The following is a 25,081-nucleotide window of genomic DNA, read 5'->3' as shown; positions in this document are numbered from 1 at the left end:
TTACTTTTGCTCATTGACCATGCTGGAGCGTATCCACCTTGCTGTGGTGCAGGAAGTCGAGCGCCTGGGCTCACTGACCGCTGCTGCCGACAAGCTCTGCGTCACGCAGTCGGCTTTGAGCCACTGCATGAAAAAGTTGGAGCAGCAACTGGGCACCGACGTCTGGCTGCGCGAGGGGCGCAGCCTGCGCCTCACACAGGCGGGCCAGTACTTGCTGGCCTTGGCGAACCGGGTGCTGCCGCAGTTGGAGGTGGCCGAGGAGCGATTGCGCCAGTTGGCTCAGGGCGAGCGCGGCACGCTGCGCATCGGCATGGAGTGCCACCCTTGCTACCGATGGCTACTCAAGATCGTCTCGCCCTATCTGGCCGCCTGGCCGGATGTGGATGTGGACGTGAAACAGAAATTCCAGTTCGGCGGCATCGGTGCGCTGGTGGGCTACGAAATCGACTTGTTGGTCACACCCGACCCGCTGTACAAGCCCGGCCTGCATTTCGAGCCAGTGTTCGACTATGAACAGGTGTTGGTGGTGGCAGGCAGCCACGCTTTCGCAGAGCAGGCCTATGTGAAGCCGACGCAGCTTGCGGGCGAAACGCTCATCACGTATCCGGTGAGCCCCGAACGGCTGGATGTGTACACGCAGTTTCTTGCGCCTGCAGGGGTTGCGCCGCGCCGTCACAAGACCATTGAGACTACGGACATCATGCTGCAGATGGTGGCCAGCGGTCGTGGCGTGGCGGCGCTGCCGCGCTGGTTGGCGCTGGAGTACGCCGAGACCATGGATGTCGTACCCGTCAAGCTGGGCCGTCAGGGCATTGCCAAAAGCATCCACCTGGGCGCTCGGGCCAACGATCTCGCGACAGACTATCTGCGCGCGTTCGTGGACTTTGCGCGGGGCGTGTCTGCTGCGGGGGCGGCTTTGGGCGCGAAGCGCTAGGGAAGCTCTGCCTGACGCCCTGCGGTCTGCGCTGGCACGGCCTCGGGCGGTTGGCTGCGTTGCTTTTCTTGCCCATAACGTGCTGTGGGCCGCAAAAAGCGCCTCGCGGCCCATATCGACCCGCACCCGTGCATCCTCGCGAGGGTGATGCAGAGCTGCCCCATGAACGCTTGCCGCCAGCGGTCAGGCAGGTGCCTGGTGCACGATCGCGCTCAGATCGGCCATCCGGGCGAGGCGACTGGGCCGTACCGGTAGGCCCTGGCTTTGCGCTCAGGCGTAGGCCTGCTCCAGGGCATCCCAGGCGGGCTTTTCGACCAGGCGCTGGCGCTCGGCGAAGGGTGTGACCAGCCCACTGCTTTCCTGGATTTCCCGCTCGTCGCGCAGCGTGGCGAGGGTTTTTTGCATGCCCATCACTGCGCCCTGCAGGGCTGCGTTCGCGTACAGCACGATGCCAAAGCCCAATGCCCCGAGTTGATCCGCGCTGAGGATGGGTGTTTTGCCGCCGATGACCATGTTCACGAGCTGGGGCTTGGCAAGGCGTTGCGGCAGCGCGCGGATGTCTTCGGCTTGCGTCACGGCTTCGACAAACAAGATGTCGGCGCCAGCCTCTGCAAAACGTTCAGCGCGCTCGACCGCCGCCTCAAAACCATGGACGGCCGCGGCATCGGTGCGGGCCATGATCAGCAGGCTCTCATCACGGCGCGCGTCCACTGCCGCCTTGATCTTGCTCACGGCCTCTGCGGTGCTGATCACCTCTTTGCCTGAAAAGTGCCCACAGCGCTTGGGCGCCACCTGGTCTTCCAGTTGAATGCAGTCCGCCCCGGCGCGCTCCAGCGTGCGCACGGTATGGATCACGTTGAGCGCGTTGCCAAAGCCGGTGTCGGCATCCACGATCAGTGGCACACCGACCGCGTCGCGGATGCGAGCTGTGTGCTCGGAGATCTCGTGCAGGCCCATGAAGCCTTGATCGGGCATGCCAAACCACATGTTGGTGACGCCCGCGCCGGTCACGTAGAGGGCCTGAAAGCCCAGATCGGCCGCGACCTTGGCCGACAGTGCGTTGAAGACGCCAGGCACCAGCAGGCCGTTGCGCGCCTCCACGAGTTGCTTGAGTTGTGTGCGGGGGGACATGGACCACTCCAATGCTGAAAAAAGGAACGACAGGCGGCCTGGACGCAGACGCCGCGGACACCTGCAAAAACCGAATCACTCGCTGTGGCAGTGCGCGCTCATGCCTGCGTGAGGCGCATGGGCAGGTATGCGCACCCAGCCCTCCATCAGGATGCGGGCGCTGCGGCTCACCACCGCCCGGGTGACCGTCCAGGAGCCGCCCACCTGCCTGGCTTGTGCTCCGACGCGCATCAGGCCGGAAGGGTGCCCCAGGCGCACTGCATTGCGCGTGCCGCCGCCTGCGGCCCGGTTCACCAGCGTGCCGGGCACTGCCGCCGCAGCGCCCATGGCCACAGCGCAGGTGCCCATCATGGCGTGGTGCAGCTTGCCCATGGACACGGCGCGTGCCAGCAGGTCCACGTCCGCGGCCTCGACCACCTTGCCGCTGCTCGTGCGATAGCGCCGGGGGGGGCTGACGAAGGCAAGCTTGGGCGTGTGTTGGCGCGAGGCCGCTTGCTCGGGGGTGTGAATCAGGCCCATGCGCAGCGCACCGGCGATTCGAATGCGCTCCAGGCGTGCCAGCTGCGCGGGGTCGTGGTTGATGTCCTCCCGCAGTTCTGTGCCCTGGTAGCCGAGGTCGGCTGCGTTCACGATCACTGTGGGAACTCCCGCGTTGATCAGAGTCGCCTCCAGCGTGCCGATGCCCGGCACCTCCAGCGGGTCGACCAGCCGGCCCGTGGGGAACAAGGCGCCACCTCCTTCGGGGCCCTCGTCCGATGGGTCGATGAACTCCAGCACGATTTCGGCGGCCGCAAACGTCACGCCGTCCAGCTCGAAGTCGCCGGTTTCCTGCACTTGGCCGTCCGTGACGGGTACGTGGGCGATGATGGTCTTGCCAATGTTGGCCTGCCAGATGCGGACGGCACAGGTGCCGCGCTGTGGAATGCGCTGTGTGTCCACCATGCCAGCGTGGATGGCAAACGCTCCGGCAGCGGCGGAAAGGTTGCCGCAGTTGCCACTCCAGTCCACGAAGTCCTTGTCGATGGCCACCTGGCCGTAGAGGTAATCCACGTCGTGCCCGGGGCGCGTGCTCTTGCTGAGAATGACGCACTTGCTGGTGCTCGACGTGGCGCCGCCCATGCCATCGATGTGGGCACTGTAGGGGTCGGGGCTGCCGATGACGCGCTGGAACAGCCGGTCTCGCGCGGGTCCGGGGTGCTGCGCGGGGGCAGGCAGGTCGGCCCAACGAAAGAAAACGCCTTTGCTGGTGCCGCCGCGCATGTAGGTGGCAGGAATCCTGAGTTGCTGGGGATGCTGGGTCATATCAAATTTGATAGCTTCTCGTGCTTGATTTGTATGGCTTCAAGCCCGATTTGTCGCTAGAAAATCCTGCGCAAAGCGCTGCAGCACACCGCCGGCCTCGTACACCGACACCTCCTCGGCGGTGTCGAGGCGGCAGGTCACCGGCACCTGCAGTGTTTCCCCGCTGCGGCGGTGCACCACAAGCGCCAGCGGGGCGCCTGGCCGCAGTGTGCCGTGTACGTCGTAGGTTTCCGTACCGTCCAGCTGGAGCGTCAGACGGCTCACACCCGGCAAAAACTCCAGCGGCAAAACGCCCATGCCGATGAGGTTGGTGCGGTGGATGCGTTCGAAGCTCTCGGCCACGACGGCTTCCACACCGGCCAGACGCACGCCCTTGGCGGCCCAGTCGCGGCTGGAGCCTTGGCCATAGTCGGCCCCCGCGACGATGATGAGAGGCTGGCGCCGAAGCAGGTAGGTTTCGATGGCTTCCCACATGCGCGCAACGCGACCTTCAGGCTCGATGCGGGCCCATGAGCCTTGTTGTACCTTGCCGCGGATCACGGCCATTTCGTTGACCAACTGCGGGTTGGCAAAGGTCGCACGCATGGCCGTCAGGTGGTCACCGCGGTGTGTGGCATACGAGTTGAAGTCCTCCTCGGGCACGCCCATCGCGGCCAGGTATTCGCCCGCAGCGCTGCCCGGCAGGATGGCATTGGAGGGTGACAGGTGGTCGGTGGTGATGTTGTCGCCAAGCAGCGCCAGAGGGCGCATGCCCTGCAGCGTGCGCGGGTGGGCGGCCAGGGCGCCCACGCCTTCTGTGTCCCAGTACGGCGGCCGGCGAATGTAGGTGGACTGCGGGCGCCAGTCGTACTGCGGGGCCACCGTTTGGCCGTCGTCCACGCGGATGGTGAACATCGGGTCGTACACCGCACGGAACTGCGCGGGTTTGACAGCCCGGGCCACGATGGCGTCGATCTCTGCATCGCTGGGCCACAGGTCCTGCAGGCGAATCTCACGGCCCTCCACCACGGCCAGCGCATCGTTCTCGATGTCAAAGCGCACCGTGCCTGCCAGCGCGTACGCCACCACCAGCGGCGGCGAGGCCAGAAACGCCTGCTTGGCATACGGGTGGATGCGGCCATCGAAGTTGCGGTTGCCCGACAGCACGGCGGTGGAGTACAGGTCGCGGTCGATGATCTCCTGCTGGATCTTCGGGTCGAGCGCACCGCTCATGCCGTTGCAGGTGGTGCAGGCAAACGCGACGATGCCGAACCCCAGGGCTTCCAGATCTGCCAGCAGCCCGGCTTCTTGCAGGTACAGCTCCACGGCCTTGGATCCGGGGGCCAGTGAGGTCTTGACCCATGGCTTGCGCGTCAGCCCCAGGCGACGGGCGTTGCGCGCCAGCAGCGCGGCGGCGATCACGTTGCGCGGATTGCTGGTGTTGGTGCAACTGGTGATGGCCGCGATGATGACGGCCCCATCCGGCAGCAGGCCCTGCGCCTCCTGCGCGCGGGCCTGGGGCCCATCCACCGCAATGCCGCGCTCGGCCAGCGCCGATGTGGGCAGGCGGCGGTGCGGATTGGAGGGCCCGGCCATGTTGCGCACCACGGTGGACGGATCAAAGGTCAGCACGCGTTCATACGCTGCGGTCTTGAGCGTGTCGGCCCAAAAACCAGCGGTCTTGGCGTAGCGCTCCACCAGCTGGATCTGCGCATCCTCGCGCCCCGTCAGCCGCAGGTAGTCCAGCGTCTGGTCGTCGATGTAGAACAGCGCAGCCGTGGCTCCGTACTCGGGGCACATATTGGAGATGGTGGCACGGTCGCCAACGCTCAGGCTGCGCGCACCGTCGCCATAGAACTCCAGATACGCCCCCACCACCTTCTGGTTGCGCAGAAATTCCGTCAGGGCCAGAACGATGTCGGTGGCCGTGATGCCGGGCTGGCGGTGCCCCGTCAGCTCCACGCCCACAATGTCGGGCAGGCGCATCCACGAGGCGCGGCCCAGCATCACGTTCTCGGCCTCCAGCCCGCCCACGCCCACGGCGATCACGCCCAGCGCATCGATGTGGGGCGTGTGGCTGTCGGTGCCCACGCAGGTGTCTGGGAAGGCGACCTGGCCCTGAGCGTCGCCCTGCACGTACACCACGGGCGACATCTTCTCCAGGTTGATCTGGTGCATGATCCCATTCCCCGCCGGGATCACTTCCACGTTGGCAAACGCTTTTTTTGTCCACTCGATGAAGTGAAAGCGGTCCTCGTTGCGGCGGTCTTCCATGGCGCGGTTTTTGGCAAAGGCGTCCGGGTCAAAGCCGCCACACTCCACGGCCAGCGAATGGTCCACGACGAGCTGCACGGGCACCACGGGGTTCACCGCTGCGGGGTCGCCCCCTTCTTGGGCAATGGCGTCGCGCAGCCCGGCCAGATCCACCAGCGCTGTCTGGCCCAGGATGTCGTGGCAGACCACGCGCGCAGGAAACCACGGGAAGTCGATGTCTCGTTTGCGCCCAATGAGCTGCCCGAGGTAGGCGTCGAGTTGTGCCGGGTCGGCGCGGCGCACCAGGTTTTCGGCGTGCACGCGGGCGGTGTACGGTAGTCGGGCCCAGGCACCGGGTTCGATGGCATCGACGGCCGCTTGTGCATCGAAGTAATCCAGGGCCGTGCCGGGCAGCGGCTTGCGGTGGGCGGTGTTCATCATGTAGCGGGGTGTGCTCTCTTTTTGATAGCTGCTCGTGCTAGTAAAACATCAATCGCAGGCGTCAGTGACCTCAAGCCGACTGTGTACAAGCGCAGGCTGCTATGGTTTTTTTAGCCACGGGCTTCAATGGGCACGAACGTCTGGTCTTCGGGGCCGACGTAGTGGGCGCTGGGGCGGATGATCTTGTTGTCCACGCGCTGCTCGATGATGTGAGCGGCCCAACCACTGGTGCGCGCGATGACGAACAAGGGGGTGAACATCGCGGTGGGAACTCCCATCATGTGGTAGCTCACGGCGCTGAACCAGTCGAGGTTGGGGAACATCTTCTTGACTTCCCACATGACGGCCTCAAGCCGCTCGGCAATGTCGAACATCTTGGTGGAGCCCGCCGCCTCCGACAGCCGCTTGGCCACCCGTTTGATGACCACGTTGCGCGGATCGCTCACGGTGTAGACCGGGTGGCCAAACCCGATGACGACTTCCCTGGCCTCCACGCGGCGGCGGATGTCGGCCTCTGCCTCGTCCGGGCTGTCGTAGCGTTTCTGGATCTCGAACGCCACCTCGTTGGCCCCCCCGTGTTTGGGGCCGCGCAGCGCCCCGATGGCTCCTGCGATGCTCGAATACATATCGCTGCCCGTGCCCGCAATCACGCGTGCGGTGAAGGTGGATGCGTTGAACTCGTGCTCGGCATACAGGTTCAGCGAGGTGTGCATGGCGCGCACCCAGTGCGCAGGTGGCTTTTCACCATGCAGCAGGTGCAGGAAGTGGGCCCCGATGGAGTCGTCGTCCGTCTCGACCGCGATGCGGCGGCCCGAGTTGCTGAAGTGGTACCAGTACAGCAGCATGCTGCCCAGGCTGGCCATCAGCCGGTCGGCAATGTCGCGGCTGCCGGGCAGGTTGTGGTCGTCTTTTTCAGGCAATGCGCAGCCCAGGGCCGAGACGCCGGTGCGCATCACATCCATGGGGTGGCTGGCGGCGGGGAGCTGCTCCAGCGCGGCCTTCACGCTGCCGGGCAAGCCGCGCAGGGCTCTGAGTTTGGCCTTGTAGGCCTTCAGCTCGGCGCGGGTGGGCAGCTTGCCGTGCACCAACAAGTGGGCGATTTCCTCGAACTCGCAGGCCTCGGCCATGTCCAGGATGTCATAGCCTCGGTAGTGCAGGTCGTTGCCCGTGCGCCCGACGGTGCACAGCGCGGTGTTGCCTGCCGTGACGCCCGACAGGGCGACGGACTTTTTCGGCTTGAACGGGGTGGTGGCCGTGGGCTCAGGGGTTGTGGTGTTCATGCGATGTCTCCGGGTTCAGGTAGGAAGAATCAATGGCAACAGGACGACCGGCGGAGTCCACCGCGACCATCTCGAACACCCCCGTGAGGACGTGCTCCGCGGGCACCTCCGGACGATCGGCCAGGCCGCGCACACAGACCGTCATCGAACTGCGACCGACCCGGCTGACCCAGCCCTGCAGCGTGAGCTGGTAGCCCACAGGCACAGGGGCCAGGCATTGAACGCCCGTCACGCCAGCCATCACCACCTCGCGGTGCGCCAGGCTGCGGGCTGCCAGAAAGGCCGTCTTGGCCATCAGCTGCAAACCCTCACCGGCAAACAGCGTGCCGTGGTGGTTGGCGTGCGCAGGCAGAACAAGTTCGCGAACCTCGACAGTGCCTGGGGGTGTTGTCATACTTCGCAATTTACGCAACGCGCATCTTTCGCGATAGCACTAAAAAAGCGAATGATTGCGAAGAAGTGCGCTTCGTTTTGCAAATTTTGCGAATACCGGATGAGATCTGTTTGAAAGACAGGTGATGGCGAAAACTTTCATGGGGGTGAAGCTGCGCAGGCTGCGCTCGGAGCGCGGCATGTCGCAGACTGCGCTGGCACACGCGCTGGGTATCTCGCCCAGCTACCTCAATCAGGTGGAGCAGAACCAGCGGCCGCTCACGGTCAGCCTGCTGCTCAAGCTGAACCGCGCACTGGGCGTGGACATTCAGCAGTTTTCGGAGGATGAGGAGGCGCGTCTGATCGCCGCGTTGCGCGAAGCACTGGCGGACGCACCGGAGTCCATCAGCCTGCCCGAGTTGCAAGAGGTGGTGACCCAGATGCCAGCCCTTGGGCGGGCCATCGTCGCCATGTACCGCCGCAACGTGGAGTCGGCAGCCCACCTTGAAGCGATGGCCTTGCGCATGGGCGACGATCGCGTGGAGGCAGCGCCCGCCTCCCGGGTCACCGGATTCGAGGCGGTGCGGGACTTCTTTTTTGCGCACCAGAACCATTTCGATGCGCTCGACCGCGCTGCCGAGGCCCTGGCGCAACAGGCGGACCTGGCGGGTGGCGCCCTGGCGCCCTGGTTGGCGCGGCGCCTACAGGAGCGACATCAGGTGCATCTAGTGATCGCGGACAGTGCGGACGCTGACAAGCGACAGTACGACCCGCGCAGCCGTACGCTGCGCTTGTCGTACACGCTGGATGCGGGGCAGCAGGCCTTCCAGATGGCAACCCAACTTGGGCTGATGGAGGCCGCCGCGTTGATCGATGCGCTCACCCAGACGGCACCCTTTGCGGCTGACCTGCCCACCGTGCGTCTGGCCCGCATCGGGCTGGCCAATTACTTCGCGGGTGCGTTGCTGCTGCCCTATGGCCTTTTTTTGCGCGCGGCAGAGGCGCTGCGCTATGACATCGACTTGTTGGGGCAACGGTTTGCCGTTGGCTTTGAAACGGTGTGCCATCGGCTGAGCACCTTGCAGCGGCCCAGCGAGCCGGGTATCCCCTTCTTCTTCGTTCGAGTGGACCGCGCGGGGAACATTTCCAAACGGCAATCCGCCACGCATTTCCACTTCAGTCGCGCGGGGGGCACCTGTCCGCTGTGGAACGTCTATGAAGCCTTCTCGCAGCCCGGGCGTGTGCTTGCGCAGTTGGCGCGTATGCCGGATGGTCGTACCTACCTGTGGATCGCCCGGACTGTGAGGAGTGGCGCTTGCCGAGGCTACGGCTCCCCCGACAAGATGTTCTCAATCGGCCTGGGCTGCGACGTCCGCCATGCGCATCGGCTCGTATACGCCAAAGGGCTGGATCTCACGGACCCGGACGCGGCGATTCCCATTGGAATGGGTTGCAAGGTGTGCGAGCGCACAGACTGTCCTCAGCGCGCCTTTCCTTACGTGGGCAGGGCGCTGGAGGTGAACGAAAACGTCAGCAGCTTCTCCCCTTACGGCGCCAACATGCCGCCGTAGCGGCGGGCTGTCGAGGCTCGCTGCCGTGGGGGCTTCGATCGGCGGTCGAGTCGGCAGGCGTTACGGCCACACGCTGGCCAGCATGAACAAGGCCGCTTTCACCAGGGCAAAAACCACCCCCGACACCACGGCTGCCGCAATCGTGCTGGCGATCAGACCACCGACGATCCACAGCCCGTCACGTTCCAGCACACCCAAGGCCAGCAGGCTGATGGACAAGGCAGGAAGCGTGTTGCCCAGCGGAATGGGCAATACGAGCACCAGCGCGAGCAGCAGGCACACGGCGCCCACGAGGTTCTCCATCGGCGGCTTGGCCAGAAAGCCATAGCGGGGCCGCAGCAGGCGCTCCGCCTTGCCCAGCCAGGGAACGACCCGCCACGTCAGCGCCGCGAAGTCCTCGCGAGAAAGGGAGCGCTCCCGCACCAACTTGGGAAGCCAGGGGCGCATACCCAGCATCCACTGGGCCGACAGGAAGATCAGCGGGGCGCCCAGAATGGCCGATACGCCTGGTGGCACTGGCAGGATGTTGGGCGCTGCAAAGATGAACATGAGGGCGCCAATGGCGCGGTCCCCCAGCAGTGCGAGCAGATCGGCCACCGATACGCGCGACCGGCTGCGGTCTTGCGCGAGCTGAAGCAACACCACCGACAGTGGTTGCCCGGTTGCAGCGCCACGCAGGGAGGAGGGGTCCGTGCTCATGGGCAAGACCCTGAAAGTACGCAGCGAGCACGGGAGCGCTCTGACAGCGATCGCATTGCGTAGGTGTCCTTTCTGTGGTCGTCCATGCCCACCTTCACCGCATGGGCTAATGTGCGTGGGGCGTTGCACGGGCCCACAGTGTGGGGCTGCCCGAGGTTCTTGGTGCGTTCCATGGGGTTTGTGGGGTTCGCTGGCAGGATGTGGCAGGCGTGCGTGCCTGTGAGGAGCGGGGCGGTTCCATCGCAGACGCGATGCGTGGTCCGAGCGTGTGCTGCGCGTGGAGTTCCAGGCGCTTGCGCGGCAGGGGCGTACTGTCCATGCCTGTTTTCGCAAGCGCCGGACGCCGCATGCAGCGGGGGGTGCTGGCGGGGACCACGGCACCCGCGGGATGTGGCAGGCGGGGCGTCCGGCACCCTGTTGCGGTTCATGGGGCTGTGGCAACGGAGCCTGTGGAGGTGGATTCGTCCCGGGCAACCCGTGTGGCAATCACTTTGTCAATCGTGCGTCCGTCCATGTCCACAATTTCAAGATGCCAGCCTTCCCAGGTCACGGTGTCGCGTTCCTTGGGCAGCCGTCCCGTGAGCAGCATCATCATGCCGCTGAGGGTGTGGTAGCGACCCCGTTCCTCGTCTGGGACGCTTTCCAGATCCAGGCGATCTTTCAGCTCCGGCACCGGAATGTGCCCGTCGAGCAACCACGAGCCATCGTCGCGCTGCATGGCCCACGATGTCTCTGGATCCCGGGGGCTGAACTCCCCCGTGATGGCCTCGACCAGGTCCTGCAAGGTCACGATGCCCTGGACTTCGCCATACTCGTCAATGACGAACGCCATGTGGACGTCGGACTGGCGGAAGTTGTCCAGCAACTCCATGCCCGTAATGGTTTCGGGCACATACAGCGGGGGTTGGAGCGGTTGGCTGTCCAGTTCCCGGTCTTCCCCGCGCAGGGCTTTGGACAACCATTGGCGGGCATTCACGACCCCCAGCACATGGTCCATGCTGCCTTTGACCACCGGGAAGCGCGCATGGTCGGAGGCTTCTACGCGGGCCATGTTGACGTCAAAGCTTTGCTCCAGGTCGAGCACCACCACGTCGCCGCGCGGCACCATGAGCGAGCCAATCTGGCGGTCATCGAGGCGAAACACGTTGCGCACCATGGTGTGCTCATGCGATTCGATCACGCCTGCTGTGGTGCCCTCGGCCAGCATGGCGTGGATTTCCTCCTCGGTCACGGCATTGCCCGTGTTCTCCTTCACGCCCAGCAGCTTGAGCAGCCCACGCGTGGACATCGACAGCAGGAGCACGAAGGGTTTCGTGGCTACTGCCAGCCAATCGATCGGACGTGCCACCAGGCGTGCCAAGGTCTCGGGGTGTGATTGACCGATGCGCTTGGGCACCAGTTCGCCCGCCACGATAGAAAAGTAGGTGATCAGCACCACCACCAGGCCGGTCGCCACGATCTGGTTGTACCCCGCCGGAAAGCCCATGGACTCCAGCCAGATGGCCAATGGTGCTGCGAGCGCCGCCTCGCCGACGATCCCGTTCAGGACACCAATGGACGTGATGCCAATCTGGATGGTCGACAGGAAACGGGTAGGGTCTTCGCCCAGCTTCACCGCTGCGGCTGCAGCGCCATCGCCTTCGTCTATGAGTTTCTGCATCCGCGTCTTGCGCGCGGTCACCAAGGCGATCTCCGACATGGCAAACAGACCGTTGAGGAGGATCAGGGCAAAAAGTATGGCAATTTCCATGATGAATCGTGAAGCGACTTTCAGACCGCCAGGGCGCTCACGCCCCGCAGACGTGGAGGCAGCGCGAGGCGGCCGAGCTGTTGGGATATCAGGCTGCGCGCGCCGCTGGGGCGACCAAAGCAAGCGATGGCCCCGCGACAGGCCCAGCAGCCGATCACGGATGCCAGGCCCGGGGGCAGAGGGCCGGCCGTCGCTGCCAGGGGCCCTCTTGGCGGAGAAGCCGAGTGTTGAGTTGAAGAACGAAGCATGGTGTTCATGTAAGCCGGGGCGTGTGGAGGGCGCTTGCGAAACAGACCTCCAACCCTGTTGCGGGCGGCAGGCTGCACGGGCGGTTCGATACAAGCTTGTGCAGCCTGGTATGGGCGCTGCAGGCCTCTTGTCGGGCGGTTGCCCGGGCAGGGGGTGTGCTGGGTGCAGACCGCCCGCCGACGTCAAGGGGCCGATGCCGATCGGCTCTCACGACCGGCGCTGGCGTGGCCTTACGCTTGCGCGCTCGCCCGAGGTGGGCGCTGCAGCCCTTCGAGAGGGGGCGATGCCGCTGGGTGACGAAGCGCAGCCACTGGGGGGGCTACATCACAAGCCGATGTGAAAGGCCCCAGGTTCAGATGCAGCCATTCGGGCAACTCTGGCTGTGTATCGGTCAAGCCATGATCGTGGGCGTGTCCGAGCAGGTCGTCTTCATGGGCGGGCTCGGACGGCTCCAGCAGGGATGCAGCCACTTGTGCGGGCTGCCACGCTTTCGCAGTCTCAATCTTACCGAACGCAAAAAACACCACATTCACGAGAAAGTGCAGTGCAAAGATTGCGATGAGGCCGCGACGCATGGTCCGGTGATTGTATGTGTCCTGTGTGGCGCGCACCTTGAGTGCGACGCACGCCGACCCGTCATGCCCCGGGGCGTTGCGTAGCGTGTCGGGCGATCTGTCGTCTGGCTGGACGGTGCCTTCGGCGTGGCCGAACCGTACCCCTGGCGCCGCCAGCGCACGACCCGTCTGGCCGCTGGCGCCGGTGGCCGCATTGGCTCACAGGGGCTCGTGTGCAGACGGTTCCCGCAGGCGTTGTGGGGCGCGGTGTTCACCATTGCGCGCATGGCGGCCGTCGTGCGGTTGTGCCTCCACTGGCCAGCGGCCGCTGGCGGGGGCTTGGCTCGTGCCCATCCCGGGGGCATCGGCAAGCAGGCCAAACAGGTTCTTGGGGTCGCCCAGTTGCGGAATCAGCGCCAGCCGCTCGCCGGTATGGCTCTCCAGGGCTGCGTCGTACAGATAACGCAACGCTGCATAGTCCTCCAGCGCAAAGCCCACCGAGTCGAACACGGTGATCTGCGCGGCATGGTCGCGGCCTCGGGACTGTCCGGTCAGCACCTGCCACAGCTCGGTCACGGCGAAGTCGGCGGGCATTTGCTGGATGTCGCCCTCGATCCGTGTTTGCGGCGCGTATTCCACGAACACCTTGGCGGCCAGCAGCACGGCGGCATCCAACTCGGTCTTGCCCGGGCAGTCGCCACCCACGGCGTTGATGTGCATGCCCGGCGCGAGCATGTCGTCCGTCAGGATGGTGGCATGGGCCTTGTCGGCCGTGGCCGTGGTCACGATGTCGGAACCCTGCACAGCGTCGCGGGTGCTCGCGCACACCTGCACCTGCAGGCCTGAACTCTTCAGGTTGGTGGCCAGCTTGGCGGTGGCTGCGGGGTCGATGTCGAACAGCCGCACGGTGTCGATACCCACCAGGTGCTGGAAAGCCAGCGCCTGGAACTCGCTTTGCGCGCCGTTGCCGATCAACGCCATCACCCGGCTGCCAGGGCGCGCCAGGGTGCGCGCGGCCAAGGCCGATGTCGCCGCCGTACGCAGTGCGGTGGTGAGCGTGAGCTCGCTGAGCAACAGCGGCGCGCCGGTAGCCACGTCGGCCAGCACACCAAACGCCATGACGGTGGACAGACCCAGGGCCGTGTTCCGCGGGTGTCCATTCACGTACTTGAACGCATACCGGGCGCTATCGCCTACCGGCATGAGTTCGATCACGCCGTCACGCGTGTGGTGGGCCACGCGGGCGGTTTTGTCAAAGTCGTTCCAGCGCACGAAGTCGTCTTCGATGTAGCGTGCCAGACCGGCCAACACGGCGGGAACTCCGCGTTCTTGCACCAGTGCGACAGCGGCGGGTACGCTCAAGTACAGCGGATGGGTCCAGGGGGTGGGATGGCGCATGGTGTGTCTCCAAAAAACTTCTGGAAGGGGCTTTCGGAGAAGTGTCGGGACAGTCCGTGTCAATGCACAGCGGCAAAAACTTGGCGTAACCGCCGATTTTTTGACGTTTTGACAGCTAGCGCTGACAATTTAGTGCATGGACGACTTGGACCAGCAACTGATTGCGCTGCTGCGGCAGAACGCGCGGCTGAACATTGCCGATCTGGCGCACAAGCTGGGTGTCTCACGCGGCACGGTCAACAACCGCCTGCGAAAGCTCGAAGACCAGCAGGTCATCCTGGGCTACACGGTGCGCCTGCGCCCCGAGCACGAGCCCGACACCATCCGCGCCTGGATGGGCGTGCAGGTGGAGGGGAACACCACCCGGCAGGTGATTGCGAGCCTGCTGGGCGAGCCGGGCGTGGTGTCGCTGCATGACACCAACGGCCGGTGGGATCTGCTGGCCGAGATCGAGGCGTCGTCCATGCGTCAGCTGTCGGATGTGCTAGAGCGCATCCGGTTGATCAGCGGCATTCGCGGCACGGAGACCAACATCCACCTCACCAGCTACCGCTGAGGGGGCCGCCCGCCGTGCGACTGCGGCAGGCTACAAGCCTTGCCACAGGGCAAGGCGGGTCGATCGGGTCAGGCGATCAGCACGCCCGCTTCATCGCTGCGGGTGGCGCCGCGGTTGTCTTTCCAGCTCACACCGATGCGGTCGCCCACCTTGGCGCCCTTGAGCATGAACTGCAGGTACGGACTCTTGGAGACGGCCGGGCCCCAGTCGGCGCTGAGCAAGGTGCGGCCGTTGTGCGTCACAGTCACTTCCTGGATGTACCAGGCGGGCACGACTTTGCCCGATGCATCGCGGCGCTGGCCGGATTCCATCTCGTGGGCCATGAGGATGCGCACCTGGGCCTTGTCGCCCTGCAGTTGCGCGCGGATTCGGGTGGCTTCGGTCAAGGTGTGAACTCCTGTCTGCTCAGCCGCAGCCGCCCTGGATGACGCGCACTTCGCGCTTGGCGAACAGCGCGCGCCCGTCGGCCATCAGGGCCACGGCGTACACGTCGGAGGTTTCGCCCATCTTGGTGCGCAGCGTCAGGCTGGGCTCGATGGATTCGGTGACGGCAAAAGATGCGACCAAGGCCGCGGGGTTTTTTTCCACCAGCAGCAGCAGGCGGCGCACCCCGGGCAGGTTGCAGGCCAGCGTCACCTGCACGGCGGCGCCGTTGTCGGCAATGTCCGGGGCCTGCAGCGTCACGCCCGCGTGCGACGCCAGGGCACCTCCGCCCAGCGCCTTGACGGCGTCGGGCACGGATTTGGTGTCAAAGGCGTTGCGCGGATTGGCATGGGCCCAGGGCGCCACCCCCGCCGTGGCGAGCAGGGTGGCCAGAGCGGCCGTCTGGCGCAGGGTGTTGCGTCGGGAGGGCGAATGCATGCGGGTCGAGGTGTTGACAGGTTCTGCGGTAGGTGCGTGATTGTCGCAAGCTCTGGCGGCCCGTGGGGCGGAAGGGACATCCGTGCCGCCACAATACCGGCTTCTCCGCACCCAGGGCTGGTGCGGCGCATGCAGGAGCACAACCGTGGACATGGGACTCTGGATCGACCGCTTTGGCACGGGCAGTCTGCTGATGGCAGGCGCGGCCTTCGCAGGGCTGTTGTTTGGCGCGGCCGTGCAACGCAGCGGGCTGTGCACACGCGCGGCGCTGCTGGAATGCTGGCAACGCGAGTGGGGCGCACGCACCGGGGTGTGGCTGGTGGCCCTGGCGGTGGCCTGCCTGGGCGTGCAGGCGCTGGTGGCGGCTGGTTGGCTACAGCCAGCGCAGTCGCGCCTGGTGGGGGCGCCGGCCAGCCTGTCGGGGGTGATCGTAGGCGGGGCGCTCTTCGGCATGGGCATGGTGTTCACGCGAGGTTGCCCTGCACGGCTGCTGGTACTGGCAGGCAGCGGCAACCTGCGCGCACTGGTCAGCGTGCTGGTGTTTGGTGTGGTGGTGCAGGCCACGCTGACCGGGGCCTTGTCGGCGCCGCGCCAATGGGTGGCCGATGCGTGGCGCATCGACCCCGGGCCGTTGCGTGACCTGGGCCGCCTCACGGCGACCGGCACCGGCTGGGGCTGGGCGCTGGGCCTGGGGTTGCTGGTGCTGGCGGTGTGGCTGCTGCGGCGTGAACCGGCACGCCTGCAGCGCGGTGCTGTGGCCGCGGCTGCGTTGGCAGGCGCCATGGTGGCTGCAGGCTGGGGCTGGACGGCTTGGGTGGCCAGCGCTTCCTTCGACCCGGTGGCGGTGCAAAGCCTCAACTACAGCGCACCTGCGGCCGAGTGGCTGATCCGCGCACAGTTGCAGGCCGAGTTCCACCCGCCCTGGGGCTTCGATGCAGGCCTGCTGCCCGCCACCGTGCTGGGCGCCTTGCTGGCCGCTGTGGCCGCTCGGCAATGGGCCTGGCAAGGCTATGGCCACGAGCATCGCGTGGGGGCCAATCTGCTGGGCGCCGTACTGATGGGCTTTGGTGCCGTGCTGGCCGGCGGTTGTACCGTGGGCCATGGGCTCAGCGGCATGGCGCTGGGGGCCACCTCCTCGCTGATCGCCCTGCTGGCCATGGCGGCCGGTGTGGGCGTGGGCCGCGCGGTGGCCCGGGCGCGGGGCTGGCCGCTGTAAGCGGGGCCCCGGGGGGCACAAAAAAAAGCCCGCCGGTGGGCGGGCTTTGCAGGCGATACCGCGACCTGCATGCGCAGGCCGTGGACGCTTCAGGCCAACGAATCGGCCCAGATGTTGCGCGCCCACGCATGGGCGTACAGGGCTTCGAGTTCGCTCGGCGCAGGCGACAGCCCGCCCGAGCCCGGCACGGTGACCATGGTCTTTTTCTCGGCGTCGTACACATGCACGCTGGCCACGTGCACCACCTCGTTTTCGGCCACGAAGCTGTAGCAGGTGTTGTTGTAGATGGGCTGCGTGTTGGGCGCGCGGCCCGCCAGCAGCGCCACCACGGCAGCAGCCACCGTCTTGCCGTGCTGGTTGGCCATGTGGCCCGACTTGGGCATGCCCGGGGCAAGCTGGATGGAATCGCCAATCACGTGCACGCCCGGCAGGGCCTTGGACTCGAACGTGAGGAAGTCCACCTCGCACCAGCGTTTGTTGGCGGTGGCCAGGCCTGCCTGTACGGCCACGTCGCCCGCGCGCTGCGACGGGATGACGTTGAGCACCTGGGCGCGCAGGTCGTCGTTGAACTCGAACTTGAGCGTCTTGGTGGCCACGTCCACGTCGACCACGCGGTGCTTGGGGCGGTACTCGACGATGCCCTTGTAGCGCTCGGCCCATACTTTCTTGAACAACGCCCCCTTGGAGGTCACGTCGTCGTTGGCGTCCAGAATCAGCACCTTGCTGCGCGGCTTGGCCTTGGCAAAGTACGCGGCCACGAGCGACGCGCGCTCGTAGGGGCCGGGCGGGCAGCGGTAGGGTGCGAGCGGAATGCTCATGGCAAACACGCCGCCGTCGGGCATGGCTTCAAGCTGTTTGCGCAGCGCCACGGTCTGCGGGCCTGCCTTCCAGGCGTGCAGCACCTGCTCGCGCGCGGCTGGGTCCTGCAGGCCCGGCAGGCTCTCCCACTGGAAATCAATGCCGGGCGACACGATGACGCGGTCGTAGGGCAGCTCGCTGCCCCCGGCGAGGCGCACCACGCGCTTGGTCGGATCGATGGCGGTCACGCGGTCTTGCACGCGCACCACGCCGTGGCGGCGGCTCAGGTTGTCGTAGGGCGTGGTGACGTCGGCCAGCGTCTTGGAGCCCTGCAGCACCAGGTTGGAAAGGGGGCAGGACACGAACGCCGGATTGGGTTCGACCAGGGTCACGTCAATCGACTGGTCGGACCACATGCGCAGGTACTTGGCGGCCGTGGCACCGGCGTAGCCGCCGCCCACCACCACCACCTTGGGGCGTGCACCTCCCACGCTGGCGCAGCCCGTGCCCAGACCGGCAATGCCCAGTGCCGCACTGGCCGAGAGGAAATGTCGTCGTTGCATGGCGGGGCTCCTCAGCGCGGCAGCGCCGCAAAGTAGCCGGCCAGGGCGGCCAGCTGTTCGTCGGTGTAGCCCTTGGCGAGCTGGTGCATGATGGTGGCCGGGCGCACGCCGTTCTTGTATTCGAGCATGCTGCGCAGCAGCTCGTCGCGCGGCATACCGGCCAGGCTGGGCATGCCCGGCTGGGCCCGGCCATTGGTGCCATGGCAGTTGGCGCAGGCGGCAGCCCAGCTGCGCACCTGCAGCGGGTCTACGGCCTGGGCAGAAGCCAGACCCGGGGCCGCAATCAGCGCCGCCAGCAGGGCCAGGGTGGTCGATTTCATCGGGGATCTCCTCGTGGGGCGCAGGCCACAGCGCCCGCGTGAGCCGCGATGCTGGCACAGCCACCGCCGCGCCGCAAATACGAGTTCGTTGGTTGCTTATGCCCCGCCGTCCGTCAGGGATATGCACGGCCCGCAGCGTGGCGCGGGCCGTCCCGGCTCAGGCTTCGTTGCGCAGCCGCACAATGGCAGCGCCCACTTCGCTGGAAGCGCGGGAGAACGCCGTGTTGCCCAGCAGCGCGTCCTGTGCCTCCTGGTAAGCGCCGCGGTTGATGAGCTGGGCGACCTGGCCCGCGCAGCGGTGGAATTCCTGGTGCCGCTCCACCAATGCCACGAACGCGGGACGACGGCCGTAGCGCGACTGTCCCGCTCCGTGCAGCCATTGGCCCAGTGCGCAGCAGTCGTCGCGCCCAATCGTGTCTGCGTCGAGCTGTTCATGGCGTTGTGCGGCCTGGCGCAGTTTGGCGCGCCATTGCGCATGGGCCTCGATGGCCGAGTCCAGGTTGATGCCCTGCAGAGCGGGTGCGGGGGCCGCCAGCGCGCGAGGTCCGTGCGCAGCGGCGCGCGGTACCGCCGCAAACTGCGGCCGCTGTGCCTGCGAGGCTTCGGGGGAGAGCTGGAAGACCGCCACGGTCTGCACCAGCTCCTGGGCCTGGGTGTGCAGGCTGCTGGCGGCGGCTGCCATTTCCTCGACCAGTGCGGCGTTTTGCTGGGTGGCCTGGTCCATCTGTGCGACCGCTGTGCCCACCTGACCCACCCCCTGGCTTTGCTCCTGGCTGGCCGCGCTGATCTCTCCCATGAGGTCGGTCACGCGGCGGATGGCCAGCACCACCTCATGCATGGTGTGCCCGGCCTTGTCGGCCAGCGTGCTGCCTTGCTCCACGCGTTCAACGCTGGCGGTGATGAGGCTTTTGATCTCGCGGGCCGATTCGGCGCTGCGTTGCGCAAGTGAGCGAACCTCGCCCGCCACGACGGCAAATCCACGCCCTTGCTCGCCCGCGCGGGCGGCCTCGACCGCCGCGTTGAGTGCCAGGATGTTGGTCTGGAACGCGATCGAATCGATCACGCCAATGATGTCTGCAACTTTCTGGCTGCTGGCCTGGATGTCCCGCATGGTGTGCACCACCTCCGCCACCACCGATCCTCCGCTCTCGGCCACTGTGGAAGCCTGGACGGCCAACTGGTTGGCGCTGCGGGCGTTGTCGGCGTTCTGCCGGACGGTGCTGTTGAGCTCCTCCATGGAGGCCGCCGTCTGCTCCAGCGCCGTGGCCTGCTGCTCCGTACGCGCCGACAGGTCGTGGTTGCCCTGCGAGATCTCCTGCGAAGCCGTGGCCACCGACTCTGCTCCATCGCGGACCTGACGCACGATCTGCGCGAGGTGGTCCTGCATGCCATTGAGTGCGGTCACGAGTTCGGCCATTTCGTCCTGGCCGCGCGGTTCGATCGAGTGCACCAGGTTGCCCGAGCGGATGGCCTGCGCGAGGCGCACGGCTTCTGACACCGGCCGTGTGATCGAGCGGGTGACCCACAGCGCGAACACGGCGCCCAGCAGCACCGACAGCGCGGCGCCCACCACCAGCATGGCTTCGCTCAGCGTGGCCTGGTCGCGCGTTTCCTGGGCGTATTGGTCGGCCTGGCGGTGCGCGTGCTCGCTCACCGCTGTCAGGGCTGCGATGTAGGCGGTTGCCAGCGGCTTCAGGTCGCTGTCCACCGCCGCCGCAACGTCGGCCCCGGACTTCTTGCGCTCCAGCAGTCCGGCCCGGGCGTCTACATAGGCTTTGCGCCGCACGGCCACATCGGCCAGCAAGGCTTTGCTCTGGGCGTCCAGTGCCAGCGCTTCGAGCTTCTTTTGCAGCTCGGAGGCCCCACGCGAGGTTTCGGCCATGTCGGCATTGAGTTGCTGGATCTGTCCCGCATCGGAAGACTTCAGCGCCGCAGAGGCACGCACCCAGTTCAGGTCGATGGCCGAGCGCCACTGCTGGGCCAGCTGCGCTTCTTCCATGTCCACTTCGCTGAGCTGCACGATCGCGCTCTTGAGACCTTCCAGCCGCCAGATGCTCAGTCCCGTCATGCACAGGGACAGCGTGAGAACAATGGCAAACGCCAGGGACAGTCGGGAGCCGATTTTCAGTTGAGCGAACATGCAGGAGCGAGGGTATGGAGCAGACAGGCCGGTGCGACAGCCGACGGGGCCAAGCGCTTGCCCGGCCATGGGCGGAGGGACTTGTGCCCGCGTCGCGGGCCTGGAGTGCCGCACGCACCTCCTCGTCGCCTACCGTTCTGGATTATCCGGACCGAACTTGCGCCAGGATGACAGGACAGTGCCGCACAGACACAAGCCTTGAGCAAGATCAAGAGCGTGCTGTGCTGGTAACCCGTGCGGTGGAGAGGGGTGGGGGATGTTGTGGCGGGACCCGGAGCCGCCGTGCTGGGCGACCGGCGCATGCCGAGTGGGGGGTGGACGCTGTGGAACAATGCGCGCGACCGCCGTTTGATCGGGTACGCCCATGACTTCCGCCCTGCAAGAACTGTCCCACTGGGAGCCCGGCTGCTGGTGCACCGCCAGCATCCGTTTGTGTGAAACGCGCATCGAGTGGGAAGGCGACCGCGGCACCCGCTACCCTGAACAGTGGATGTATGTGCTCTGGCGGCCCACGGCGCGGGCCTTGCCTTGGCAGACGCCCGACGGCTGGGGGATCACCATTGGGCCACCTGTGGCCGAACTGGCCGAGCAGGTGGGTTCCGGTGCGCGCGTGTACCGCTTGGCGGAGGCCGAGTGCCTGTGGTCGGCCTGGTTGTCGATTCCGCTCGTGTGTGACCGTTTCGAGCCCTGGCTGACCGAGGCCCTGCAGGCCGTGCAGGCGGCACAGCGTCTGCGCGAGCAGGAGCACTACGGCAGCCTCTACGGACGGCGCCAGGACGATTTCCAGAAGTTTCTGCGCCAGGTCACAGGCCTGGGCTGACGGAGTGCTCAGCGGCGCTGGCGGCGCAGCGTGCCCCAGGCCAGCAGGCCCAGCAGGCCCGCCAGCCCGATGCGCGCCCACTCGCCCAGCGTCGGAATCGCCGCAGGCCCCGGGGGCGGTGCGGGCGGCTGAGGCGCGTTGAAGTTGGTGATCGTCAGCGAGGCATTGGTGCCGCCCTGCAGCGTCAGCTGAAACGGCTGGCCTGCGGTCACGGGAATCGTCACCGTTCCATTGGCCGGCCCGAGACCGGTCGCCAGGTTGGTGGTGACGCCATTGAGCGTATAGCTGGCGATGCGCGTGACCGCCAAGGAGTTGCTGGTGTAGCTCCAGTCAAACGACAGGGTGCCGGTTGCGGGGATGTTGCCTGTGAGCGAATAGCTGACGGCAATGTTGGCGCAACCCGTCACGGTGCGCAGCGCCACGGTGTTGGGCACTCCGCTCACATCGATGGTAGACGAACCACAGCCAAAGGTTTGGGTGAAGGGCGTCCAGTTGGCCGGAGCGTAGGCCCCGGTGAAGGCGGCCGCAGCCGGGAGGCTGGCGCAAAGCGCGGCGATGGCAAGCGCCCCGAGGGGAAGGGCGCGGCGTGCAGGGGGCATGGCAGGGCAGGGCGCAAAAGGTGTGTACCGCCCATGGTGGCAAGAGGCCTGCTGGTGTGCGATCCCGCATGGGCGGGATGGCGCAGGCCTGCACAAGCGCACAAGGCATCGCTTCCAGAGCCTTTTGCTATTAATTTAGTAGCTGCTTGTGCTTGTTTTATGAGCACGAGCAGCCAAAAACACCTCAAGCGGAGACGATTGCCGCGCTCAGCTATCGAGCCGCCGGGTGCCGACGTGCAAAGGCATGCCCTGCTGCTCGAAGCGTGCCAGCAGCGGCGCGTGCTGGTGGGCCCAGTCCTGCAGCGCAGGCGGCTTGCCCTGGCGCAGCAGTCCGTCCAGAAACGCCGTCGTCAGCGCCTGCGTGGCCTGCTTCACGCGCGGATTGAGCGCTGCACCGCCCGTGCGCAGGCGGTCGGTGAACATGCTGTGCGAGCCGCCGCTGAACACTGCCAGCGTTTTGTGGGGGCTGCCCACCTGTTCGTACACGGCCACCCGGTCGGCAGCGGGGCTGTAGTAGCCCGGGACGCGGATCACGTCGTCGGTGGCGGTGATGTGCAGCGTGGGCACCTGCACGGGCGACAGGATGCGCTGCGGGTCGGCTTCGCCGTACAGCGGCGGGGCCGAAATCAGCACCGCGCCGCGCAGGCGTGGGTCACGCAGGTCGGAGGGTTGTCCGGGGCGCTCCACCCGTGCGCCGGTCAGCAGCAGAGCGGTGTTGGCCCCGTACGAATGGCCGGCCACGGCCATGCGGGAGGCATCGACCACGGCGGCCCAGGCGCTGGTCAGCAGGGTGTCGAGCGCAAACCGCACGTCGTATGCGCGGTCCAGGGCCTCGGCCGTCTGGGCCGCGGTCTGCAGCCGCTCGGGCAGGCTCCACAGACTGCCCGCACGCCACAGGCGCTGGTCGCTGCCCACGTGCTGCACATGGAGGCTGGCAAAACCCTGCTGGGCCCAGTGCTGGCCCAGGTAGCGGTAGCCCCTGCGCGACCCTCCGATGCCGTGCGAGAACACCACCAGCGGCAGCGCGCCGGTGCCTGCCTGAAGCACAGCGGTGGGGGGGTAGCTCACCGCTGCGGCCCGCTGCGGCAGGTACAGACGCACCGGCACGTCGCGCGCGCGGGTGGCGTCGTGCCAATCGGCTTCCAGCGCGGTCCAGCCATCGCCTTCCAGGTCGGTGGCGGTGGTGCTGCGGGCGGGGGCGTTGTGCGAGGCGCAGCCCAGCGTGGCCAGTCCGCTGGCCAGACCCAGGCCAGCCAGCAGGCTGCGACGGCGGATCAGGGGGGCAGAAGGTGGGGGCATGCAGAACTCCATCAGGTGCGGCTGCGCGCGGCCCACACCGCACGCCAGTGCACGGTTTTGGAGTGTGCCCCCGCGCGGGCAGCGCTGTGTCCGGTGGCATGCATACCCCTGCGCCGCACTGGGTGGGCCATGCACTGCGCCGCCATGGGCCCCGCTGCAAGGGTCGTGCAAGATCATTCGACGACGATACTGGGACATTCCGTCGTTGTGACGCCCACCGAGGCGCTACGATGGTTTGCACGCGCCGCGTCGTCTGCCCGCCCATGTCGTTGTCCTTGAACTCTTCGCCGGACGTTTTCGCCCGACCCGATGACCCGGAACTCGAGTTGCTGCGGTCCATGGCGGCCATGCTCGACGGGCTGGACGTGGCCCTGTGCGTATTCGATACCGAAGACCGCACCCTGGCCTGGAATCGGACCTTCCTGCGGCTGTTTCCCGAACATGAAGGCCACGTCCACGTCGGGGAGCCCTACGCAGACAACCTGCGCCGCTTCTACGCAGGACGGCTGACCGCTCAGGAGAGGCCGCAGATGGACCGTTACATCGCCGCCGGTCTGGAGCGCCATCGCAGCCAGGGTCAGCCCTTCATTTTTGAGCACCTGGGCCAGCGCATCCAGGTGTCTTCGCTTCCGCTGGCCCGTCTGGGGCGGGTGCGCCTGTGGCGGGTGCTGTCGGGTCCCCCGGATGCTCCATGGCCCGATGCGACGCCGGCGGCAGGGCCGAGCATGGAATGGCTCGACCAGGTGCCCGACGGGCTGATGGTGTGCGGCGCCGACGGGGTGATCCAATGGTGCAACGAGTCGTTCCTCACCTTGTATGGTTTCGACAGCCGGTGTGTCGTGCGCGGGCTGACGCTGGAGGCGGTCTATCGCCTCGCCTGGCAGCAGTGTGGCCAGGCGCACGACCCGGTGTTCCGCGAAGGGCTGGGGACGCTGGCAGAGAACATGCGTTTTGCGGGGGCTCCGTTCGAGCTGCCCATGCCCCGGCACCGGTGTTTCCGGGTCATTGCACGGCCCGGTGCGCAGGGTTCGGTGTTCTACGCGCACGTGGACATCTCCGAGCTCAAGCGCCAGCAGCGCCTGCTGGCCGAGGCCGAGGCCGCAGCCCGTGAGAGCGAGCGGCAGCTGCGGCACAAGTCCGCCTTGCTGGAGGCCACGCTGGAGAACATGGACCAGGGCGTGACCCTGGTCAACGCCGAAGGCGTGGTCGAGCTGTGCAACGGCCGCGTGTCGGAGCTGCTGGATCTGCCCGCCGAGGTGCTGGCAAACCGGCCGAGGCTGGCGGACATGATCGCGTACCAGCGTCAGCGCGGCGAATTTTCCGACGTCTCCCCCGAGGTGCAGCGCTATCTGTCGTCTCCCGAGCAGCTGCAGATTCCCAAGGTGTACGAGCGACGCCTGCGCAGCGGTCGGCTGATCGAGGTGCGCTCGATTGCCGTGCGGGACGGCAGCATGCTGCGCACCTACACCGACATTACGGAGCGGCGCCACCAGGAAGAGAACATCCGCTACCTGGCCAGCCACGACGTGCTCACGGGCTTGCTCAACCGTGCCATGTTCATGGACCGCCTGGTCAGCGAGGTGGCCATGGCCCGTCGCACCGGCATTGGCTGTGCCGTGCTGTACCTGGACCTGGACGGCTTCAAGCCGATCAACGACCGGCATGGCCATGCCGTGGGCGACCGGGCGCTGGTCTGGGCTGCGCAGCGCCTGCGTGACGTGGTGCGCGAATCCGACGTGGTGGCGCGCCTGGGGGGCGACGAATTCGTGGTGCTGCAGCGCGGCCTGCGCCCGGAAGACAGCACCCCCGCCCTGGTGCGCCGCCTGCGCGAAGCATTTGGGCAGCCTTGCCACCTGGGCGATCTGGTGGTGACCTTGGGCTTTTCGGTGGGCACGGCGGCGTGCCCGGGGGATGCGATGGATGCCGAGGCCTTGCTCAGCCAGGCCGACCGCGCCATGTATGCCGACAAGGCCCGGCGCAGAGCCGGAGCGTGATC

General features: G+C 66.7%; 21 protein-coding genes. 6 read left to right on the top strand and 15 right to left on the bottom strand.

Features of this window, described 5'->3' with window-relative positions:
* Positions 1–19 precede the first annotated feature (19 nt).
* Positions 20–934: a LysR family transcriptional regulator gene (locus ABD866_RS02020; RefSeq protein WP_345060716.1), complete on the top strand. Its 915-nt coding sequence runs from the start codon at positions 20–22 to the stop codon at positions 932–934.
* A 270-nt stretch (positions 935–1,204) separates the two neighbouring features.
* On the opposite strand, the gene ABD866_RS02015 is transcribed toward ABD866_RS02020, so the two are convergent.
* The 5 genes from ABD866_RS02015 to ABD866_RS01995 form a co-directional block, all read right to left on the bottom strand.
* On the bottom strand, positions 1,205–2,065 hold the full coding sequence (locus ABD866_RS02015) for an isocitrate lyase/PEP mutase family protein (RefSeq protein ID WP_345060714.1): 861 nt from the start codon (positions 2,063–2,065) through the stop codon (positions 1,205–1,207).
* A gap of 75 nt (positions 2,066–2,140) precedes the next feature.
* On the bottom strand, positions 2,141–3,367 hold the full coding sequence (gene prpF / locus ABD866_RS02010; protein ID WP_345060712.1) for a 2-methylaconitate cis-trans isomerase PrpF: 1,227 nt from the start codon (positions 3,365–3,367) through the stop codon (positions 2,141–2,143).
* Between the two features lie 39 nt (positions 3,368–3,406).
* The gene (acnD, locus tag ABD866_RS02005; protein ID WP_345060743.1) at positions 3,407–6,037 is read right to left on the bottom strand and encodes a Fe/S-dependent 2-methylisocitrate dehydratase AcnD; all 2,631 of its coding nucleotides are present in this window, start codon (positions 6,035–6,037) and stop codon (positions 3,407–3,409) included.
* A 113-nt stretch (positions 6,038–6,150) separates the two neighbouring features.
* A complete protein-coding gene (gene prpC, locus ABD866_RS02000) occupies positions 6,151–7,320 on the bottom strand; it encodes a bifunctional 2-methylcitrate synthase/citrate synthase (RefSeq protein ID WP_345060710.1) in 1,170 nt (389 codons plus the stop codon).
* Positions 7,301–7,714, bottom strand: coding sequence for an acyl-CoA thioesterase (locus tag ABD866_RS01995; protein ID WP_345060709.1), 414 nt, complete (start codon positions 7,712–7,714; stop codon positions 7,301–7,303). The genes prpC and ABD866_RS01995 overlap by 20 nt, the downstream gene beginning before the upstream one ends.
* Positions 7,715–7,838: 124 nt before the next feature.
* Between ABD866_RS01995 and ABD866_RS01990 the strand changes: the two genes are divergently transcribed.
* Positions 7,839–9,263: a short-chain fatty acyl-CoA regulator family protein gene (locus ABD866_RS01990; protein ID WP_345060707.1), complete on the top strand. Its 1,425-nt coding sequence runs from the start codon at positions 7,839–7,841 to the stop codon at positions 9,261–9,263.
* Between the two features lie 60 nt (positions 9,264–9,323).
* Here the strand turns inward: ABD866_RS01990 and ABD866_RS01985 are convergent, their stop codons facing one another.
* The 3 genes from ABD866_RS01985 to ABD866_RS01975 all read right to left on the bottom strand — a co-directional run bounded on the left by ABD866_RS01985 (position 9,324) and on the right by ABD866_RS01975 (position 13,913).
* Positions 9,324–9,962: an exopolysaccharide biosynthesis protein gene (locus tag ABD866_RS01985; RefSeq protein ID WP_345060705.1), complete on the bottom strand. Its 639-nt coding sequence runs from the start codon at positions 9,960–9,962 to the stop codon at positions 9,324–9,326.
* A 424-nt stretch (positions 9,963–10,386) separates the two neighbouring features.
* Positions 10,387–11,712, bottom strand: a complete 1,326-nt coding sequence (locus tag ABD866_RS01980) for a hemolysin family protein (RefSeq protein WP_345060703.1) — start codon at positions 11,710–11,712, stop codon at positions 10,387–10,389.
* A 1,022-nt stretch (positions 11,713–12,734) separates the two neighbouring features.
* Positions 12,735–13,913, bottom strand: coding sequence for an ornithine cyclodeaminase (locus tag ABD866_RS01975; protein WP_345060701.1), 1,179 nt, complete (start codon positions 13,911–13,913; stop codon positions 12,735–12,737).
* A gap of 136 nt (positions 13,914–14,049) precedes the next feature.
* On the opposite strand from ABD866_RS01975, the gene ABD866_RS01970 reads away from it, so the two are divergent.
* Entirely contained in the window at positions 14,050–14,469 is a 420-nt protein-coding gene (locus tag ABD866_RS01970; protein ID WP_345060699.1) for an Lrp/AsnC family transcriptional regulator, read from the top strand.
* A gap of 68 nt (positions 14,470–14,537) precedes the next feature.
* On the opposite strand, the gene soxZ is transcribed toward ABD866_RS01970, so the two are convergent.
* A complete protein-coding gene (gene soxZ, locus ABD866_RS01965; RefSeq protein ID WP_345060697.1) occupies positions 14,538–14,855 on the bottom strand; it encodes a thiosulfate oxidation carrier complex protein SoxZ in 318 nt (105 codons plus the stop codon).
* 19 nt (positions 14,856–14,874) lie between these two features.
* Positions 14,875–15,330, bottom strand: a complete 456-nt coding sequence (gene soxY, locus ABD866_RS01960) for a thiosulfate oxidation carrier protein SoxY (protein ID WP_345060695.1) — start codon at positions 15,328–15,330, stop codon at positions 14,875–14,877.
* Positions 15,331–15,481: 151 nt separating this feature from the next.
* On the opposite strand from soxY, the gene ABD866_RS01955 reads away from it, so the two are divergent.
* Entirely contained in the window at positions 15,482–16,546 is a 1,065-nt protein-coding gene (locus ABD866_RS01955; protein ID WP_345060693.1) for a YeeE/YedE thiosulfate transporter family protein, read from the top strand.
* A gap of 89 nt (positions 16,547–16,635) precedes the next feature.
* Here the strand turns inward: ABD866_RS01955 and ABD866_RS01950 are convergent, their stop codons facing one another.
* From ABD866_RS01950 to ABD866_RS01940, 3 genes are all read right to left on the bottom strand, one after another.
* Positions 16,636–17,907 carry an FCSD flavin-binding domain-containing protein gene (locus ABD866_RS01950; RefSeq protein WP_345060691.1) on the bottom strand — a complete coding sequence of 424 codons (1,272 nt, stop codon included), beginning with the start codon at positions 17,905–17,907 and terminating at the stop codon, positions 16,636–16,638.
* Between the two features lie 11 nt (positions 17,908–17,918).
* Positions 17,919–18,227: a c-type cytochrome gene (locus ABD866_RS01945; protein ID WP_345060689.1), complete on the bottom strand. Its 309-nt coding sequence runs from the start codon at positions 18,225–18,227 to the stop codon at positions 17,919–17,921.
* 157 nt (positions 18,228–18,384) lie between these two features.
* A complete protein-coding gene (locus ABD866_RS01940) occupies positions 18,385–20,367 on the bottom strand; it encodes a methyl-accepting chemotaxis protein (protein WP_345060687.1) in 1,983 nt (660 codons plus the stop codon).
* Between the two features lie 364 nt (positions 20,368–20,731).
* On the opposite strand from ABD866_RS01940, the gene ABD866_RS01935 reads away from it, so the two are divergent.
* Positions 20,732–21,187 carry a hypothetical protein gene (locus tag ABD866_RS01935; protein ID WP_345060685.1) on the top strand — a complete coding sequence of 152 codons (456 nt, stop codon included), beginning with the start codon at positions 20,732–20,734 and terminating at the stop codon, positions 21,185–21,187.
* A gap of 8 nt (positions 21,188–21,195) precedes the next feature.
* On the opposite strand, the gene ABD866_RS01930 is transcribed toward ABD866_RS01935, so the two are convergent.
* Together ABD866_RS01930 and ABD866_RS01925 are read right to left on the bottom strand one after the other, a co-directional pair.
* Positions 21,196–21,786: an IPTL-CTERM sorting domain-containing protein gene (locus tag ABD866_RS01930; RefSeq protein WP_345060683.1), complete on the bottom strand. Its 591-nt coding sequence runs from the start codon at positions 21,784–21,786 to the stop codon at positions 21,196–21,198.
* Between the two features lie 207 nt (positions 21,787–21,993).
* On the bottom strand, positions 21,994–23,085 hold the full coding sequence (locus ABD866_RS01925) for an alpha/beta hydrolase family protein (RefSeq protein ID WP_345060681.1): 1,092 nt from the start codon (positions 23,083–23,085) through the stop codon (positions 21,994–21,996).
* Between the two features lie 275 nt (positions 23,086–23,360).
* Here ABD866_RS01925 and ABD866_RS01920 point away from each other — a divergent pair, with 275 nt between their 5' ends.
* Positions 23,361–25,079, top strand: coding sequence for a PAS-domain containing protein (locus ABD866_RS01920; RefSeq protein WP_345060679.1), 1,719 nt, complete (start codon positions 23,361–23,363; stop codon positions 25,077–25,079).
* The last annotated feature ends 2 nt before the right edge of the window (positions 25,080–25,081 follow it).

This window comes from Acidovorax lacteus (assembly GCF_039540375.1).
In the GTDB taxonomy this organism is placed as follows: Bacteria; Pseudomonadota; Gammaproteobacteria; order Burkholderiales; family Burkholderiaceae_C; genus Acidovorax_G; species Acidovorax_G lacteus.
This window is presented reverse-complemented; position numbering and strand designations above follow the sequence as displayed.